Source organism: Aurantimonas litoralis, assembly GCF_026153195.1.
In the GTDB taxonomy this organism is placed as follows: domain Bacteria; phylum Pseudomonadota; class Alphaproteobacteria; order Rhizobiales; family Rhizobiaceae; genus Aurantimonas; species Aurantimonas coralicida.
The window spans coordinates 58,757-74,062 of record NZ_JAPFBM010000008.1 but is presented as its reverse complement, the minus strand read 5'-3'; the positions used below and the strand labels follow the sequence as shown (position 1 = coordinate 74,062).

Annotated in this window: 15 protein-coding genes; 1 reads left to right on the top strand and 14 read right to left on the bottom strand. The window is 65.4% G+C overall.

Features of this window, described 5'->3' with window-relative positions:
* Positions 1-401 precede the first annotated feature (401 nt).
* Positions 402-911, bottom strand: coding sequence for a TetR/AcrR family transcriptional regulator (locus tag N7I30_RS15630; protein ID WP_491390728.1), 510 nt, complete (start codon positions 909-911; stop codon positions 402-404).
* Positions 912-996: 85 nt separating this feature from the next.
* Here N7I30_RS15630 and N7I30_RS15625 point away from each other — a divergent pair, with 85 nt between their 5' ends.
* Positions 997-2,070, top strand: a complete 1,074-nt coding sequence (locus N7I30_RS15625; protein ID WP_491390727.1) for an alcohol dehydrogenase family protein — start codon at positions 997-999, stop codon at positions 2,068-2,070.
* Between the two features lie 79 nt (positions 2,071-2,149).
* Here the strand turns inward: N7I30_RS15625 and N7I30_RS15620 are convergent, their stop codons facing one another.
* The 13 genes from N7I30_RS15620 to nuoG form a co-directional block, all read right to left on the bottom strand.
* Positions 2,150-2,416, bottom strand: coding sequence for a DUF1467 family protein (locus tag N7I30_RS15620; RefSeq protein WP_024351163.1), 267 nt, complete (start codon positions 2,414-2,416; stop codon positions 2,150-2,152).
* A 1-nt stretch (position 2,417) separates the two neighbouring features.
* Positions 2,418-2,822 carry a methylmalonyl-CoA epimerase gene (gene mce / locus N7I30_RS15615; RefSeq protein WP_277022407.1) on the bottom strand — a complete coding sequence of 135 codons (405 nt, stop codon included), beginning with the start codon at positions 2,820-2,822 and terminating at the stop codon, positions 2,418-2,420.
* A 19-nt stretch (positions 2,823-2,841) separates the two neighbouring features.
* The gene (locus N7I30_RS15610; protein WP_491390726.1) at positions 2,842-4,536 is read right to left on the bottom strand and encodes a ribonuclease J; all 1,695 of its coding nucleotides are present in this window, start codon (positions 4,534-4,536) and stop codon (positions 2,842-2,844) included.
* Positions 4,537-4,592: 56 nt separating this feature from the next.
* Positions 4,593-5,381 (bottom strand): biotin--[acetyl-CoA-carboxylase] ligase, encoded by a 789-nt coding sequence (locus tag N7I30_RS15605; protein WP_491390725.1) that lies wholly within the window; start codon positions 5,379-5,381, stop codon positions 4,593-4,595.
* A 2-nt stretch (positions 5,382-5,383) separates the two neighbouring features.
* Complete coding sequence (nuoN, locus tag N7I30_RS15600) at positions 5,384-6,829, bottom strand: NADH-quinone oxidoreductase subunit NuoN (protein WP_498640035.1); 1,446 nt, start codon at positions 6,827-6,829, stop codon at positions 5,384-5,386.
* Positions 6,830-6,847: 18 nt separating this feature from the next.
* Positions 6,848-8,356, bottom strand: a complete 1,509-nt coding sequence (locus N7I30_RS15595; RefSeq protein WP_024351158.1) for an NADH-quinone oxidoreductase subunit M — start codon at positions 8,354-8,356, stop codon at positions 6,848-6,850.
* On the bottom strand, positions 8,356-10,344 hold the full coding sequence (gene nuoL, locus N7I30_RS15590) for an NADH-quinone oxidoreductase subunit L (RefSeq protein WP_491391753.1): 1,989 nt from the start codon (positions 10,342-10,344) through the stop codon (positions 8,356-8,358). The genes N7I30_RS15595 and nuoL overlap by 1 nt, the downstream gene beginning before the upstream one ends.
* 6 nt (positions 10,345-10,350) lie before the next feature.
* The gene (nuoK, locus tag N7I30_RS15585; RefSeq protein WP_009209798.1) at positions 10,351-10,659 is read right to left on the bottom strand and encodes an NADH-quinone oxidoreductase subunit NuoK; all 309 of its coding nucleotides are present in this window, start codon (positions 10,657-10,659) and stop codon (positions 10,351-10,353) included.
* A gap of 20 nt (positions 10,660-10,679) precedes the next feature.
* Positions 10,680-11,294 (bottom strand): NADH-quinone oxidoreductase subunit J, encoded by a 615-nt coding sequence (locus tag N7I30_RS15580; protein ID WP_491391755.1) that lies wholly within the window; start codon positions 11,292-11,294, stop codon positions 10,680-10,682.
* A 143-nt stretch (positions 11,295-11,437) separates the two neighbouring features.
* Entirely contained in the window at positions 11,438-11,929 is a 492-nt protein-coding gene (nuoI, locus tag N7I30_RS15575; RefSeq protein ID WP_009209800.1) for an NADH-quinone oxidoreductase subunit NuoI, read from the bottom strand.
* 6 nt (positions 11,930-11,935) lie between these two features.
* Entirely contained in the window at positions 11,936-12,157 is a 222-nt protein-coding gene (locus tag N7I30_RS15570) for a hypothetical protein (RefSeq protein ID WP_148233810.1), read from the bottom strand.
* Positions 12,154-13,209 carry an NADH-quinone oxidoreductase subunit NuoH gene (nuoH, locus tag N7I30_RS15565; RefSeq protein WP_230785143.1) on the bottom strand — a complete coding sequence of 352 codons (1,056 nt, stop codon included), beginning with the start codon at positions 13,207-13,209 and terminating at the stop codon, positions 12,154-12,156. Before nuoH ends, N7I30_RS15570 begins: the two co-directional genes overlap by 4 nt.
* A gap of 12 nt (positions 13,210-13,221) precedes the next feature.
* Entirely contained in the window at positions 13,222-15,297 is a 2,076-nt protein-coding gene (gene nuoG / locus N7I30_RS15560) for an NADH-quinone oxidoreductase subunit NuoG (protein ID WP_498640032.1), read from the bottom strand.
* Positions 15,298-15,306 lie beyond the last annotated feature (9 nt).

Sequence of the window (15,306 nt, the reverse complement as noted above, 5' to 3'; positions counted from 1 at the left end):
GCGCTTTTGCGCGTCTTAACCGCTCCCCGGGCGATTGGAAAGTCGGCGGCGCGCGCGTTAGCAAGCTCCGCGCCAATTTGCGCCTGCTGACCGCGCCGGGGGCGGCGTGGCAGAATAATGACACGAACCCGGAAAAACGCGTGACATTGGGAATTCGGCTGGATACGCTCGCGACCATAACAAAAGGCGCCGGCAGGTGCGATTTCTGCGGTCTAGTCTTGGGAGGACGCGATTTCCGGCGCGGCAGTTGCCGCAGCCCCGATCAACGTCATCGGAGCGAAATCCAGACACGCGACTTTGGATGCAAGGCGAAAGCCTTGCATTTTTTTTGCCTTGCGACCGCATGTCCGATTGTCGTCGAATATTCGCCGGCACGTCAGATCGCGATATCCGCCTGCCCGTCAGCCCGCCGGAACGAGCGACCCGGCCAGTCGCTTCGCGCTCGCAACGGCAGCATCGCCGTGCAGCGGCCAGCTCTGCATCAGACCATCCAGGATGAGCGTCACGTCGACCTCGCGGCCGACGAGACCCGCTACCGCGACCGCCTCTCTCGCCACTTCCCGCTTGTGATGGGCGAGCAGAGCGCGCAGCTTTTCGTCATGTGGCGCGGCGGCCACCGCCGCATGGAACAGGCAGCCATGGCTCGCCTCGCGATCCATCCACTGGGCGACTCGATCGATGATCGTGGCCAGGGCCCCCTCGCCGCTCTCCGGCAGGTCGGTGAACACCAGCGCCATGTAGCGCTCGTGACGATGGTCGAGAGCCGCCAGCACCATGGCTTCCCGCGACGCCGCGTATTTGTAGAGCGTGCGCAGGCTGACCCCCGCAGCGTCGCGCAGGTCCTCGACGCTCGGTTCGGCGAAGCCGTTTGCTGCAAAAGCCCGCTCCAGCCCGCCGGCAATCCTTTTCATCGTATCGGTCATGCTTGACGATGTAGAATGGTCCCTCTACCTCTGCAAGTAGAGCACACATTCTACCCCTTCAGGAGACATGACGATGCCGATACCCGCGACGATGCAGGCGATGGTGCTGACCGGCCATGGCGGTCTCGACCGGCTGGAATGGCGTGAGGATGTCCCGGTTCCCTCGCCGGACCGCAACGAGGTCCTGATCCGGGTCGGCGCCTCGGCGGTCAACAACACCGACATCAACACCCGCACCGGATGGTATTCGAAGAGCGTTCGCGGCGACACGGCGTCGGGCGCATCCGGCGGCTACGGGGCCGCTTCAGAGGCCGATGGCGGGTGGTCGGGCAGCCTGTCCTTTCCCCGTATCCAGGGCGCCGATTGCTGCGGCGAGATCGTCTCGGTCGGCGACGGGGTCGATGCGGCGCGGATCGGCGAACGCGTCATGGTGCGCACCATTCAGTCGCGCGGTCCCTTGGGCTCCAAAGATGCGATCGTGACGCTCGGATCGGAAAGCGACGGCGCCTTCGGGGAGTATCTGACGGTGACGGCCGGTGATGCGATCCGCGTGGAATCGCCGCTCTCCGACCTCGAGCTTGCGTCGTTCCCCTGCGCCTTCTCGACCGCGGAGGGCATGATCCAGCGCTCCAGCCTCGGCACCGAGCGTGTGCTGATCACCGGGGCGTCCGGCGGCGTGGGATCGGCGGCTATCCAGCTCGCCAAACGCCGGGGTGCGCATGTGACGGCGATGACCAGTCCGGCCAAGGCCGATGCGCTTCTCGACCTTGGCGCCGACGCGATTCTTGCCCGCGATGCCGATCTGCCGGATCGGGCGTTCGACGTCGTTCTCGACCTGGTCGGCGGACCGCGCTGGCCGCAGCTTCTGGAAACCCTGTGCGACGGGGGGCGCTACGTAACGTCCGGTGCCATTGCGGGCCCGATCGTCGAGCTTGATCTGCGGACACTCTATCTGCGCGATCTGACGCTGTTCGGCAGCACCTATCAGCCGCCGGAAATCTTCACGGATCTCATCGGCTATATCGAGGCCGGCGAGATCCGCCCGGTCATCGCCGAGACATTCGCCTTGCGCGATCTCAGGGCAGCGCAGGAGGCGTTCCTGACCAAGTCCCATATCGGCAAGATCGCCATCTGGATCGGCGACTGACGGCGCGGGAAGCGAAGCCTGCCGGGCATGGCGGCGCTCTGCGTCCGGCAGTGAGGTCGGGTGGTCCGGCCGGCGCCTGCTAGGTGCCGGGGATCATCTTCGGGAAGTCGTCCGGGCTCAGCCCGTAAACCTGGGTGACCACGTAGAAGGCGGCGAAGACGACGCAGGCGAGGATCGTCGTCTGCAGGAGCTTCCAGCCCATGCGGTGCTGCGCCGGCGCGCTGTGGGTCGTGCCGAGGGTGATGTCGTCGGCATCCGCCTGGCTGCGCTGGCCGAGCGGCAGGATGACGAAGAGCGACGTCCACCAGATGATGAAATAGATCGCCAGTCCCGAGACCCAGCCCATCCTATACCTCCTCGAGTTCGGTCAGCGTCCCGAACATGTCGCCCGGATGGATGAACACCACCGGGCGGCCATGGGCGCCGATCTTCGGTTCGCCGTCGCCGAGCACCCGCGCGCCCGCCGCCACCAGCCGGTCACGGGCGGCGAGGATGTCGGTCACCTCGTAGCAGACATGGTGCATGCCGCCCTTCGGGTTCTTGGCCAGAAAGGCGGCGATCGGCGAGCCTTCGCCCAGCGGTTCGAGGAGCTCGATCTTGGTGTTGTCGAGCTCCACGAAAACGACGGTGACGCCGTGCTCGGGAAGCGCCTGCGGCTCGGACACCGTCGCGCCCAGCATGTCGCGATAGCGCGCGACGGCGTCGGCAAGAGCCGGCACCGCCAGGGCCACATGGTTCAACCTGCCAAGCACCGGCGCCTCCCCCGTTCGATCAGGACCGCGTCACGAAGACGGTCGCAATGGGCTTCTTGCCCCAGGCCTCGAAGGCCGCACCGCGCACGGCACGCCGCACCGCTTCGCTGACCTTGTCGAGATCCTTGCGGCGTTTCAGCGGAATGCTCTCCACCGCGCCGGCGGCCGCGTCGATCAGGATCTCCTCCATCTCGTCGCCGGCCGCGTCGTCCTCGGGCAGGCCGAGCGCCACGACGTCCGGATCTTCGCGCAGTTCCAGCTTGGCGTCCAACTCGACCAGCACCGACACATGGCCGACGAAGGACAAGCGGCGACGCTCGTTGACGCCCATCGCCTCGGCGGTGCCGATGAGACGGCCGTCCTTGAAGAGGCGACCGACCGGAACGTCGGCAATGACGCTCGCGGCGCCCGGCGCCAGCTGCACCATCTTGCCGTTGCGGGCCGGCACAACCTGCTTGACGCCGAGTTCACGTGCCAGCTTGGCATGGGCGCTCAGATGCGCGGCCTCGCCATGGGCCGGCACGGCGATCGTCGGACGAACCCATTCATACATCTGGCGCATCTCGCTGCGACGCGGATGGCCCGACACGTGAACCAGCTTCTCCCCGTCCTCGAGGATCTGCACGCCGCGCTCGATGAGCGCGTTCTTGATGTCGATGATCAGCTTCTCGTTGCCGGGAATCGCCCGCGACGAGAAGATGACGAGATCGCCCTGCGACAGCGCCACGGTCGGGTGCTCGTCGCGCGACAGCCGCGCCAGCGCCGCACGGGTCTCGCCTTGGCTGCCGGTCAGGATGATGACGGCCTTTTCCGGCGGGATGTAGCCGAAATCCTGCTCGCCGAGGAACGGCGGGATGCCGTCCATGTAGCCGAGCTCGGTCGACACATCGACGACGCGCCGCATGGAGCGGCCCATGAGCAGCACCTGGCGTCCGGCGTCGCGTGCCGCGGCGGCGATCGAGCGAATGCGGCCGACATTCGACGAGAAGGTGGTGACGGCGACGCGCCCCTTGGCCCCGCGGATGATCTCGCCCAGAGAAGCGGAAACCTCGCTCTCGCTCGGGCTGACGCCCTCGCGCAGCGCATTGGTCGAATCGCAGATCATGGCGAGAACGCCTTCGTCGCCGATCTCGCGCAGACGCTTCTCGTCGGTCGGCGCGCCCAGCGCCGGAGTCGGGTCGATCTTCCAGTCACCGGTGTGGACGACGGTGCCCGCCGGGCTGCGGATCGCCAGGGCGACCGGCTCGGGGATCGAGTGGGTGACGTTGATCGCCTCGATCTCGAAGGGACCGACCTTGAAGCGGTCACCGGCCGAGAACTGCGTCACCGGGATCTTGGGTGCGCCCGGCTCGCCCTCGCGCTTGGCTGCGAGCATCGCCGCAGTAAACGCAGTGGCATAGACCGGGACCTTCATCTTCGGCCAAAGGTCGAGCAAGGCGCCGTAATGGTCCTCATGGGCATGGGTGATGACAATGCCCTTCAGCTTGTCGCCCAGTTCCTCGATGAAGCGGATGTCCGGGAAGACCAGATCGACGCCGGGGAAATCGGCGCCCGCGAAGGAGATACCGACATCGACGGCGATCCATTCGCGTGCATGTTCCGGGCCATAGCCGTAGAGGGCGAGATTCATACCGATCTCACCGATGCCGCCGAGCGGCACGAACAACAATTGGTTCAAGTTCAGACTTCTTTCCTGGGTGGGCCACCCGCGCATTGGCGGGGCGGCATCGTTTCGTTCTTCAGTTCACATTCGTCGTCGGGTGCGCCGCTTCACGCAGCGCCGGAGCCGGACGGCGCCACGCGCTCGTCCCGCTCCAGAAAAAACAGATCGCCAGCCGAAACCGCGGTCACGCGTCCGGCCGCGTCCCGCAGCAACAGGAGGCCGTGTTCGTCGAGGGCCTCGAACCGTCCCGTCAGGACCGCGTCGGCAAGATTGACCCGGCATGGCTGACCGACGCCAACGGCATGGGCCAGCCATTCGTTGCGTATCGCCGAGAATCCGCGTCCGCCGGCGAAGATCGCCAGCACCCGCTCCATCTCGGCCGCCACGGCGCCGAACACTGCCTCCAGATCGTGCGTCGCGCCTTCCAGCGCAAGGCTGGTCACCGGATAGGGCGTGTCGTCGGGCACATGGGCGACGTTGATGCCGCAGCCGACGACCACCGCCATGCGGCCATCCGGCAGACGTTCGCTCTCCAACAGGATGCCGACCGTCTTGCGACCCTTGATGAGAACGTCGTTCGGCCATTTGACCGCGACGGTGTCGATTTCGGCAACGAGCCGCGCCAGACCGTTGCGGACACCGAGCGACGCCACCAGCGGCAGGTTCGACAATTGCGTCAGCGGCGCCGGGTCGATCAGCAGCCAGCTCGCATAGAGATTGCCGCGTTCCGACACCCAGTTGCGACCGCGACGGCCGCGCCCGGCCGACTGCCGTTCGGCCGTCACCCAGAGGGGTCCGGGATCACCGGCGCGCGCGGCTTCGAGCGCGACGGTGTTGGTCGACGAGACCTCGCCCAGTGTCAGCCGTCGCCGGCCTGCCGAGGCGCCGAGGGCCACCGTCAGAAGAAGGCCCGGGCCGCCGCCTCCGCTGCCGCGAAGATCGGGCCGCCGACAAGGAGATAGACCGGGAAGATGAACAGCGCGGCAGCGCCCAGCACCACCCGCAGCTCGGTGGCCATGGGCACGAACTCGCTGGACGGCTGGTCGTCGAACCACATCACCTTGACGATGCGCAGGTAGTAGAACAGGCCGACGACGCTGGCGAGAACGCCGATCACCGCGAGGCCGTAGAGCCCGGCCTGCACCGCCGCCATGAACACGAAGTACTTGGCGAAGAAGCCGGCCAGCGGCGGCAGGCCCGCCAGCGACAGCATCAGCATGGTCAGCATCAGCGCCATGATCGGATTGGTCTTCGACAGGCCGGCAAGATCGTCGATCTCCTCGACCACGCCATCCTTGCGGCGCATGGCGAGGATGACGGCGAAGGTGCCGAGGGTCATGGCGAGGTAAATCGCCATGTAGAGGAGAACGCCGCGCACGCCGGAGAAATTGGCGGCGGCGAGGCCGACCAGCGCGAAGCCCATATGGCCGATCGAGGAATAGGCCATCAGCCGCTTGATGTTGCGCTGGCCAATGGCAGCGAAGGCACCGAGCGCCATCGACGCGATCGAGATGAAGATGATGACCTGCTGCCAGTCGACCGCCAGCGGCTCGAAGCCCTGCACGGTGAAGCGGGTGATCAGGGCGATCGCCGCAACCTTCGGCGCACCGGCCAGGAAGGCGGTGATCGGCGTCGGCGCGCCCTCGTAGACGTCCGGCGTCCACATGTGGAACGGCACGGCGGAGATCTTGAAGGCGAGGCCGCACAGGACGAAGACGAGACCGACGACGATGCCGATCGAACGCTCGCTGGTGGCGACCACCTCGGCGATGGCGGTGTACTCGATCTGGCCCGTGAAGCCGTAGACCAGAGACGCGCCGTAGAGCAGCATGCCCGAGGAGAGCGCACCGAGGACGAAGTATTTCAGGCCGGCCTCGGTCGAGCGGACCGAGTCACGGTTGATGGCGGCGAGGACGTAGATCGAGAGGGACTGCAGTTCGAGACCGAGATACAGCGCGATCATGTCGCCGGAGGAGACCATGACCATCATGCCGGTGGTCGACAGCAGCACGAGGACCGGGAACTCGAAGCGGTTGAAGCGCTCGCTCTCGGCGTAGCCGACCGACATGATGACGGCCGCGGCCGCGCCGATCAGCACCAGCACCTTCATGAAACCGGCGAACGGGTCGAGGACGAAGGAGCCGCCGAAGGCCACGCCATAGGGTGTGACGAACACCAACCACAGCCCGGCAATGATGATCAGCGCCACCGACAGGCCGGTGACCGTCTGCGCGCTCTTCTCGCCTAGAAAGACGCCGATCATCAGAAGGACCATCGAGCCGACCGCAAGGATCAGCTCGGGACCGATGATCGGAAGGCTCGATGCGAGCATGTTCGAATACATTGGCGTGCGATCCCGAGCTTATTGTGCCAGAGCGACCGAGGAGGCCGCCTCGATGGCTGCGGTGTAGCGGTTGACCATGGATTCCACGGAGGCGGCGGTCACGTCGAAGACCGGCATCGGATAGACGCCGAAGAAGATGACCAGCACGATCAGCGGGTAGAGCAGGATCTTCTCGCGGCCCGAGAGGTCGAGGATCGACCGCAGGCTCTCCTTCTCCAGCGCGCCGAAGACGACGCGGCGATAGAGCCACAGCGCGTAGGCTGCCGACAGGATGACGCCCGTCGCCGCGAAGATCGCCACCCAGCTGTTGACCTGGAAGACGCCGATGAGGGTCAGGAACTCGCCGACGAAGCCCGACGTGCCCGGCAGGCCGACATTCGCCATGGTGAAGATCAGCATCGCGGCGGCGTAATGCGGCATGCGGTTCACCAGACCGCCATAGGCGGCGATCTCGCGGGTGTGCATGCGGTCGTAGACGACGCCGACACACAGGAACAGCGCGCCCGACACCAGGCCGTGGGACAGCATCTGGAAGATCGCGCCTTCGACGCCCTGCTGGTTGGCGGCGAAGATGCCCATGGTCACGAAGCCCATATGGGCGACGGAGGAATAGGCGATCAGCTTCTTGATGTCCTGCTGCATCAGCGCGACCAGCGAGGTGTAGATGATCGCCACGACCGACAGGGTGAAGACCAGCGGCGCGAACTCGGCCGAGGCCAGCGGGAACATCGGCAACGAGAAGCGCAGGAAGCCATAGCCGCCGAGCTTCAGGAGGATGCCCGCCAGAATGACGGAGCCGGCGGTCGGTGCCTCGACATGGGCGTCGGGCAGCCAGGTGTGCACCGGCCACATTGGCATCTTCACCGCGAAGCTGGCGAAGAAGGCGAACCACAGCCAGGTCTGCATCGAGGCCGGGAAATCGTAGGCCAGAAGCTCGGGGATCGAGCTCGTGCCCGCGGTCCAGAACATCGCCATGATGGCGACGAGCATCAGCACCGAGCCGAGGAAGGTGTAGAGGAAAAACTTGTAGCTGGCGTAGATGCGCCGCTTGCCGCCCCACACGCCGATGATCAGGAACATCGGGATCAGGCCACCTTCGAAGAAGATGTAGAACAGCACGATGTCCAGGGCGCAGAACACGCCGACGACCAGCGTTTCCAGCACCAGGAAGGCGATCATGTATTCCTTCACGCGGGTCTGCACGGACTCGAAGCTGGCGAGAATGCAGAAGGGCATGAGGAAGGTCGTCAGGATGACGAACAGCATGGAGATGCCGTCGACACCCATGTGATAGGTGATGCCGCCGCCCAGCCAGTCGAGGCGCTCGACCATCTGGAAGCCGGCGTCGCTGTTGTCGAAATCGATCCAGATCCACAGCGAGACGACGAAGGTGAACAGCGTCGTCAGCAGCGCGACATTACGGATGTTGCGGCGCGCGAGCTCGCTGTCGTCCCGGATGAACAGGATGAGCAGAGCCCCGACCAGCGGCAGGAAGGTGACGGTCGAGAGGATCGGCCATTCGGTCATCAGTTCACGCCCCCGAGCATCATCCAGGTGACCAGCGCCGCGACGCCGATCAGCATCGCAAAGGCATAGTGATAGAGGTAACCGGTCTGCAGCCGGACAACGCGGTTGGTGACGTCCACGACGCGGGCGGAGATGCCGTCCGGGCCGAGCCCGTCGATCACCCTGCCGTCACCGGTCTTCCACAGGAAGGTGCCGATCGCCTTGGCCGGGCGGACGAAGAGGAAGTCGTACAGCTCGTCGAAGTACCACTTGTTCAGGAAGAACTGGTACAGGCCGCGATGGCGGGCAGCCACCTGCCCCGGCAGCGCCGGGTTGCGGATGTAGAAGGCCCAGGCGATGGCAAAGCCCAGCGCCATCATCACCGTCGGGATGATCGCGATCCCGAAGGCCACCTCGTGCAGATCGTGCAGCACGTGGTTGTCCGGGCCGGTGAACAGCGAGGCTCCCCAGAACTCGGCATATTCGTGACCGACGAAGAAGCCTTCGAAGACGATGCCGGCAAACAGCGCGCCCACCGACAGGATCAGCAGCGGTACCAGCATGACCATCGGCGATTCATGCACATGGTGCATGACGTCGGCCGACGCGCGCGGCTTGCCGTGGAAGGTCAGGAAGATCAGGCGCCAGGAATAGAAGCTGGTCAGGAGCGCCGAAATCACCGTCAGGCCCCAGCCATACATGGCGAAGGAATTGTGCCCGACGAAGGCCGCCTCGATGACCGCATCCTTGGAGAAATAGCCGGCGGTGAACGGAAAGCCGGTCAAAGCCAGCGTGCCGATGACCATGGTCCAGTATGTGACCGGGATGTGCTTGCGCAGCCCGCCCATGCGCCGCATGTCCTGCTCGTCCGAGACCGAGTGGATCACCGAGCCGGCGCCCAGGAACAGCAGCGCCTTGAAGAAGGCGTGGGTGAACAGGTGGAAGATCGCCACGCCATAGGCGCCGACGCCGAGCGCGACGAACATGTAGCCGAGCTGCGAACAGGTCGAATAGGCGATGACGCGCTTGATGTCGTTCTGGACGAGACCGACGGTCGCGGCGAACAGTGCGGTGGTGGCGCCGACGAAGGTCACGACGGTCAGCGCGGTATGGCTGAGCTCGAAGATCGGCGACATGCGCGCCAGCATGAAGACGCCGGCGGTGACCATGGTCGCGGCGTGAATGAGCGCCGAGACCGGGGTCGGGCCTTCCATGGCATCCGGCAGCCAGGTGTGCAGGCCGAGCTGGGCCGACTTGCCCATGGCGCCGAGGAACAGGAGCAGGCAGACGGCGGTCAGCGCGCCCGCCATGGGCAGCGCATAGCCGGCGAAGTTCAGGACCGGCGCACCGGCACCGGCAGCGGCCTCTGCGCCCTCGCCGCCCATCTGGCCGGCGATATCGGCGGCTCCGGCGAAGATGGTGTCAAAATTGACCGAGCCGAACAGCACGAAGACGCCGAAGATGCCGAGGATGAAGCCGAAGTCACCGACGCGGTTGACGATGAAGGCCTTCATGGCGGCAGCGTTCGCCGACGGCTTCTTGTACCAGAAACCGATCAGCAGATAGGACGCCAGGCCGACGCCCTCCCAGCCGAAGAACATCTGCACGAGGTTGTTCGACGTCACCAGCATCAGCATGGCGAAGGTGAACAGCGACAGATAGGCGAAGAAGCGCGGCCGATGCGGGTCGTGGTGCATGTAGCCGATCGAATAGATGTGGACCAGCGACGAGACCGTGTTCACGACGACCAGCATGACCAGCGTCAGCCGGTCGATGCGCAGCGACCACGACACGTCCAGACCGCCCGACTGCATCCACTGGAACAGCGTGATGCGCAGCGTCTCGGACTCGCCGAAGCCGAAGCTGATGAAGGCGATCCACGACAGAACCGCGGCAGCCACCAGGAAGGCCGAAGTCGTATATTCGGACGCCTTGGCGCCGATCGCATTGCCGAACAGGCCGGCGATCAGGAAGCCGGCGAGCGGCAGGAGAACGATGGTCTGATACACGCCCGATCAGCCTTTCATCGTGTTGACGTCGTCGACGGCGATGGAGCCGCGATTGCGGAAGAAGACCACCAGGATGGCCAGGCCGATCGCCGCCTCGGCAGCCGCGACCGTCAGCACGAAGAGCGCGAAGATCTGGCCGACGAGGTCGTTCAGGAAGGCCGAGAAGGCCACGAAATTGATGTTCACGGCCAGAAGGATCAGCTCGACCGACATGAGGATCGTGATGATGTTCTTCCGGTTCATGAAGATGCCGAAGACGCCCGTGACGAACAGGATCGCCCCGACGGTAAGGTAGTGTCCGAGACCGACTTCCATCGTATCCGTTCCTTTCGCTCTCAGATGCCCTTGCCGCTCTCGACCTTGCGGATCTCCACCGCGGTCGCGGGCGTGCGCCCCACCTGCTGCGGGATCGACTGGCGCTTCAGGCCTTCCTTGTGGCGCAGCGTCAGGACGATCGCTCCGACCATGGCGACGAAGAGGATCAGGCCGGCCAGCTGGAAGAACAGGATGTAGCGGGTGTAGAGGACGCTGCCGAGCGCCTCGATGTTGGAGACTTCCTCCAGCGGCGGGATCGGCATGGACGTCGCCACCGCCATCTGCGGGTCGTAGTAATTGCCGGTAGCGGCGATCACGAGTTCGGCCAGAAGGACGACGCCGATGATCACGCCGATCGGGGCGTATTTCAGCGTGTCCCGCTTCACCCGTCCGAAATCGATGTCGAGCATCATGACGACGAAGAGGAAGAGGATCGCCACGGCGCCGACATAGACGACGATCAGGATCAGCGCGAGGAACTCGGCGCCGGCCAGAAGGAAGAGACCTGCCGCCGCCACGAAGGTGAGGATCAGGAACAGCACCGAGTGCACCGGGTTGCGCGCCAGCACGACCATCAGGCCCGAGCCGACGGCGACCAGCGCAAACAGATAGAAGAAGACTGCCTGAAGGCCCAGCATCCTCGGGCTCCTTTTGCTGGCGGACACGGCGGGTGAAGGTGCCCACGTGCCTGCCCTGAACGTCATGTCGAAGACCGGGCCGGCGCTCTTACGAAGCAGCGGAACCGGCGATTCTCAGCCGCCGAAAACTCTGCGCCCGATTACCGGTAAGGCGCGTCGAGCGCAATGTTGCGCGCGATCTCGCGCTCCCAGCGGTCGCCGTTATCGAGCAGTTTCTGCTTGTCGTAGTAGAGTTCCTCACGGGTCTCCGTGGAGAACTCGAAATTCGGCCCCTCGACGATGGCGTCGACCGGGCAGGCTTCCTGGCAGAAGCCGCAATAGATGCACTTCACCATGTCGAGGTCGTAGCGCACCGTGCGGCGGGTGCCGTCGTTGCGGCGCGGGCCGGCCTCGATGGTGATCGCCTGGGCCGGACAGATCGCCTCGCACAGCTTGCAGGCGATGCAGCGCTCCTGGCCGTTGGGATAACGGCGAAGGGCATGCTCGCCGCGGAAGCGCGGGCTCTGCGGATTCTTCTCGAAGGGGTAGTTCACCGTCGCCTTAGGCGCGAAGAAGTACCGCATCGACAGGCCCATGGCCTTGACGAATTCGACGAGGAACAGCGACCGGACGGTCTGTGCAATGGCACTCATAAGGCTCTAGCCTCCCAGATTCGAGGCGATGATCGGCGCGGCGAACCAGCCGACGACCGGAAACAGAACAAGCTGCGAATAGCGCGCGACGTTGAGGGCGAGACCCGCGGGATCCCCCTCCCCGCCATGCGGGCGGTCCCGGCGGTTGCGGACATAGCCGAGGATCATGAAGTCGACGATCCCCAGCACCAGTCCGGCCAGCGCACCGATGAGCGCGGGCTCCATCATACGGCCGCCGCGCCCCAGCCCATCAGCTGCAGCACGAAGGCGACCAGCACCACCATGCCCAGCGAGATCGGCAGGAAGACCTTCCAGCCCAGACGCATGAGCTGATCGTAGCGGTAGCGCGGCACGAAGGCCTTGACCATGGCGAACATGAAGAAGGCCAGCGCAACCTTGGCCAGGAACCAGACGACGCCCGGCACCCAGGTGAAGGGCGCGAAGTTTGCCGGCGGCAGCCAGCCACCCATGAACAGGATGGTCATCAGGCAGCACATCAGGGTGATGGCCGCATACTCGCCGAGCATGAACATCATGTACGGGGTGGAGCCGTACTCGACCATGAAGCCGGCGACGAGTTCGGATTCGGCTTCCGGCAGATCGAAGGGCGGCCGGTTCGTCTCGGCCAGGGCCGAGATGAAGAAGATCACGAACATCGGGAACAGCCCGAGCCAGTGCCAGTCGAGGAAGGTGTTGGGCAGGCCGATCATGGTGCCGAGGCCGGTCTGCTGGGCCAGCACGATGTCGGTGAGGTTCAGCGAGCCGACGCACAGCAGCACGGTGACGATGACGAAGCCGATCGACACCTCGTAGGAGACCATCTGCGCCGCCGAGCGGAGCGCGCCGAGGAAGGCGTATTTCGAGTTCGACGCCCAGCCGCCCATGATCACGCCATAGACCTCGAGCGAGGAGATCGCGAAGACGTAGAGGATGCCGATATTGATGTCGGCGATCACCCAGCCGTCGGCGACCGGCACCACCGCAAAGGTCGCCAGGGCCAGCGTCACCGCGACCAGCGGCGCGAGCAGGAAGACGATCTTGTCGGAGCTGGCCGGCACGACCGGCTCCTTGAGGACGAACTTCAGGAGATCGGCGAAGGACTGGAACAGACCCCAGGGACCAACGACGTTGGGTCCGCGGCGCATCTGCACCGCCGCCCAGATCTTGCGGTCAGCCAAAAGGATGTAGGCCACCAGCACCAGCAGCACGACCAGGAACAGAAGGCTCTGCCCGAGAATGATCAGGCCCGGCCAGAGATAGAGGGAGGTGAAATCAGCCACTGCCAGCCGTCCTTATTCCGCTGCTTCCAGATGCTCGGCCTTGGCGAGCTGCGAGCACTCGGCCATGACCTTCGACGCACGGGCGATGGGGTTCGTCAGGTAGAAGTCGCCGATATTGGAGGCGAAGCTGCCACCGTTCAGCGTTCCGGCACGGTCTGCCAGACGGGTGATGGCCGCCGCATCCGCCGGCTCGATCCGGTCGGTCCGCATCCAGGGATGCGACTGGTAGATCTCGCTGCGCAATGCGCCGAGGGAATCGAAGCCGAGCGTATGGCCGAGAACGGCCGACAGCGCCCGGATGATCGCCCAGTCCTCGCGCGCGTCGCCCGGCGGGAAGCCGGGACGGCTGCCGGTCTGGGCACGGCCCTCGACATTGACCCAGGTGCCGGACTTCTCCGTATAGGCGGCACCCGGCAGGATGACGTCGGCGCGATGGGCGCCGCGGTCGCCATGGGTGCCGATATAGACGACGAAGGCGCCGGGCGCGATCTCGACCTCGTCGGCACCGAGATTGAACAGGACGTCGACCGCCCCGTTCGTCATCTCGGCGACGTTGCGACCGCCCTCCCCCGGCACGAAGCCGATGTCGAGGCCGCCGACGCGCGAGGCTGCCGAGTGCAGCACGTTGAAGCCGTTCCAGCCATCGGTGACCGCACCGATTTCGCGCGACAGGGCGGCGAGCGAGGCCAGCAGCTCGGCGCCGTTGTCGCCGGCAAGCGCGCCCTGACCGACGATGATCATCGGACGTTCGGCATTCTTCAGCGCGTCGAAGAAGCCCTGGCTTGCGCCTTCGAGGTTCGACAGCGTCTCGGCGCCGGCGCCCAGATAGGTGTAGTCGTAGCGCAGATCGACATTCTCGCCGACGACGCCGATCGGGAAGCCGCCCATGCGCCAGCGCTTGCGGATGCGGGCATTCAGCACCGACGCCTCGAAGCGCGGATTGGAGCCGACGATCAGCAGCGCATCGGCATCCTCGATGCCGGCGATGGTGGTGTTGAAGAGGTAGGAGGCCCGACCGTCCGCCGGATCGAGCTTGGCCCCGTCCTGGCGGCAATCGACGCTGGTCGAGCCGAGCTCGGCCATCAGGCGCTTGAGCGCCCACATCTCTTCCACTGCGGCCAGATCGCCGGCAATGGCGCCGATGCGGTCAGCGGCAGCACCGTCGACCTTCGCCTTGATCGCGGCGAAGGCTTCCTGCCAGCTGGCGGGGCGCAGACGACCGTTCTCGCGGACATAGGGCTTGTCGAGGCGCTGGGTGCGCAGGCCGTCCCAGATGAAGCGGGTCTTGTCGGAGATCCACTCCTCGTTGATCTCTTCGTTGATGCGCGGAAGAATGCGCATCACTTCGCGGCCGCGCGTGTCGACGCGGATGTTGGAGCCGACGGCGTCCATGACGTCGATGGTCTCGGTCTTGGAGAGCTCCCACGGGCGCGCCTGGAAGGCGTAGGGCCGCGAGGTCAGCGCGCCGACCGGGCAGAGGTCGATGACGTTGCCCTGCAGCTCGGAGGTCATTGCCTGCTCGAGGAAGGTGGTGATCTCGGCGTCTTCGCCGCGGCCGACCAGGCCAAGCTCAGAAATTCCAGCGACTTCCGTCGTGAAGCGGACGCAGCGCGTGCAGTGGATGCAGCGCGTCATGATCGTCTTGACCAGCGGCCCGATGTACTTGTCCTCGACGGCGCGCTTGTTCTCCTGGTAGCGCGAACTGTCGACACCGTAGGCCATGGCCTGGTCCTGCAGATCGCACTCGCCGCCCTGATCGCAGATCGGGCAATCCAGCGGGTGGTTGATCAGCAGGAACTCCATCACGCCTTCGCGGGCCTTCTTGACCATCGGCGTGGTCGTGAAGACTTCCGGAAGCTGGCCTTCGGGTCCGGGGCGAAGATCGCGCACGCCCATGGCGCAGGACGCCGCCGGCTTGGGCGGTCCGCCCTTCACCTCGACGAGGCACATGCGGCAGTTGCCGGCGATCGACAGCCGCTCGTGGAAACAGAAACGCGGAATCTCGGCGCCGGCCTCCTCGCACGCCTGCAACAGCGTGTAGTGATCCGGAACCTCGACTTCCCTGCCGTCGACTTTGAGCTTGGTCATAGACTTGTC

Coding starts and splice junctions, on each gene's coding strand:
- nuoG (WP_498640032.1), bottom strand. CDS start 15,297: ATGACCAAGCTCAAAGTCGACGGCAGGGAAGTCGAGGTTCCGGATCAC.
- N7I30_RS15595 (WP_024351158.1), bottom strand. CDS start 8,356: ATGACCGAATGGCCGATCCTCTCGACCGTCACCTTCCTGCCGCTGGTC.
- N7I30_RS15630 (WP_491390728.1), bottom strand. CDS start 911: ATGAAAAGGATTGCCGGCGGGCTGGAGCGGGCTTTTGCAGCAAACGGC.
- N7I30_RS15610 (WP_491390726.1), bottom strand. CDS start 4,536: ATGCGCGGGTGGCCCACCCAGGAAAGAAGTCTGAACTTGAACCAATTG.
- nuoN (WP_498640035.1), bottom strand. CDS start 6,829: ATGTATTCGAACATGCTCGCATCGAGCCTTCCGATCATCGGTCCCGAG.
- N7I30_RS15620 (WP_024351163.1), bottom strand. CDS start 2,416: ATGGGCTGGGTCTCGGGACTGGCGATCTATTTCATCATCTGGTGGACG.
- nuoI (WP_009209800.1), bottom strand. CDS start 11,929: ATGAGTGCCATTGCACAGACCGTCCGGTCGCTGTTCCTCGTCGAATTC.
- N7I30_RS15625 (WP_491390727.1), top strand. CDS start 997: ATGCCGATACCCGCGACGATGCAGGCGATGGTGCTGACCGGCCATGGC.
- N7I30_RS15570 (WP_148233810.1), bottom strand. CDS start 12,157: ATGATGGAGCCCGCGCTCATCGGTGCGCTGGCCGGACTGGTGCTGGGG.
- nuoK (WP_009209798.1), bottom strand. CDS start 10,659: ATGGAAGTCGGTCTCGGACACTACCTTACCGTCGGGGCGATCCTGTTC.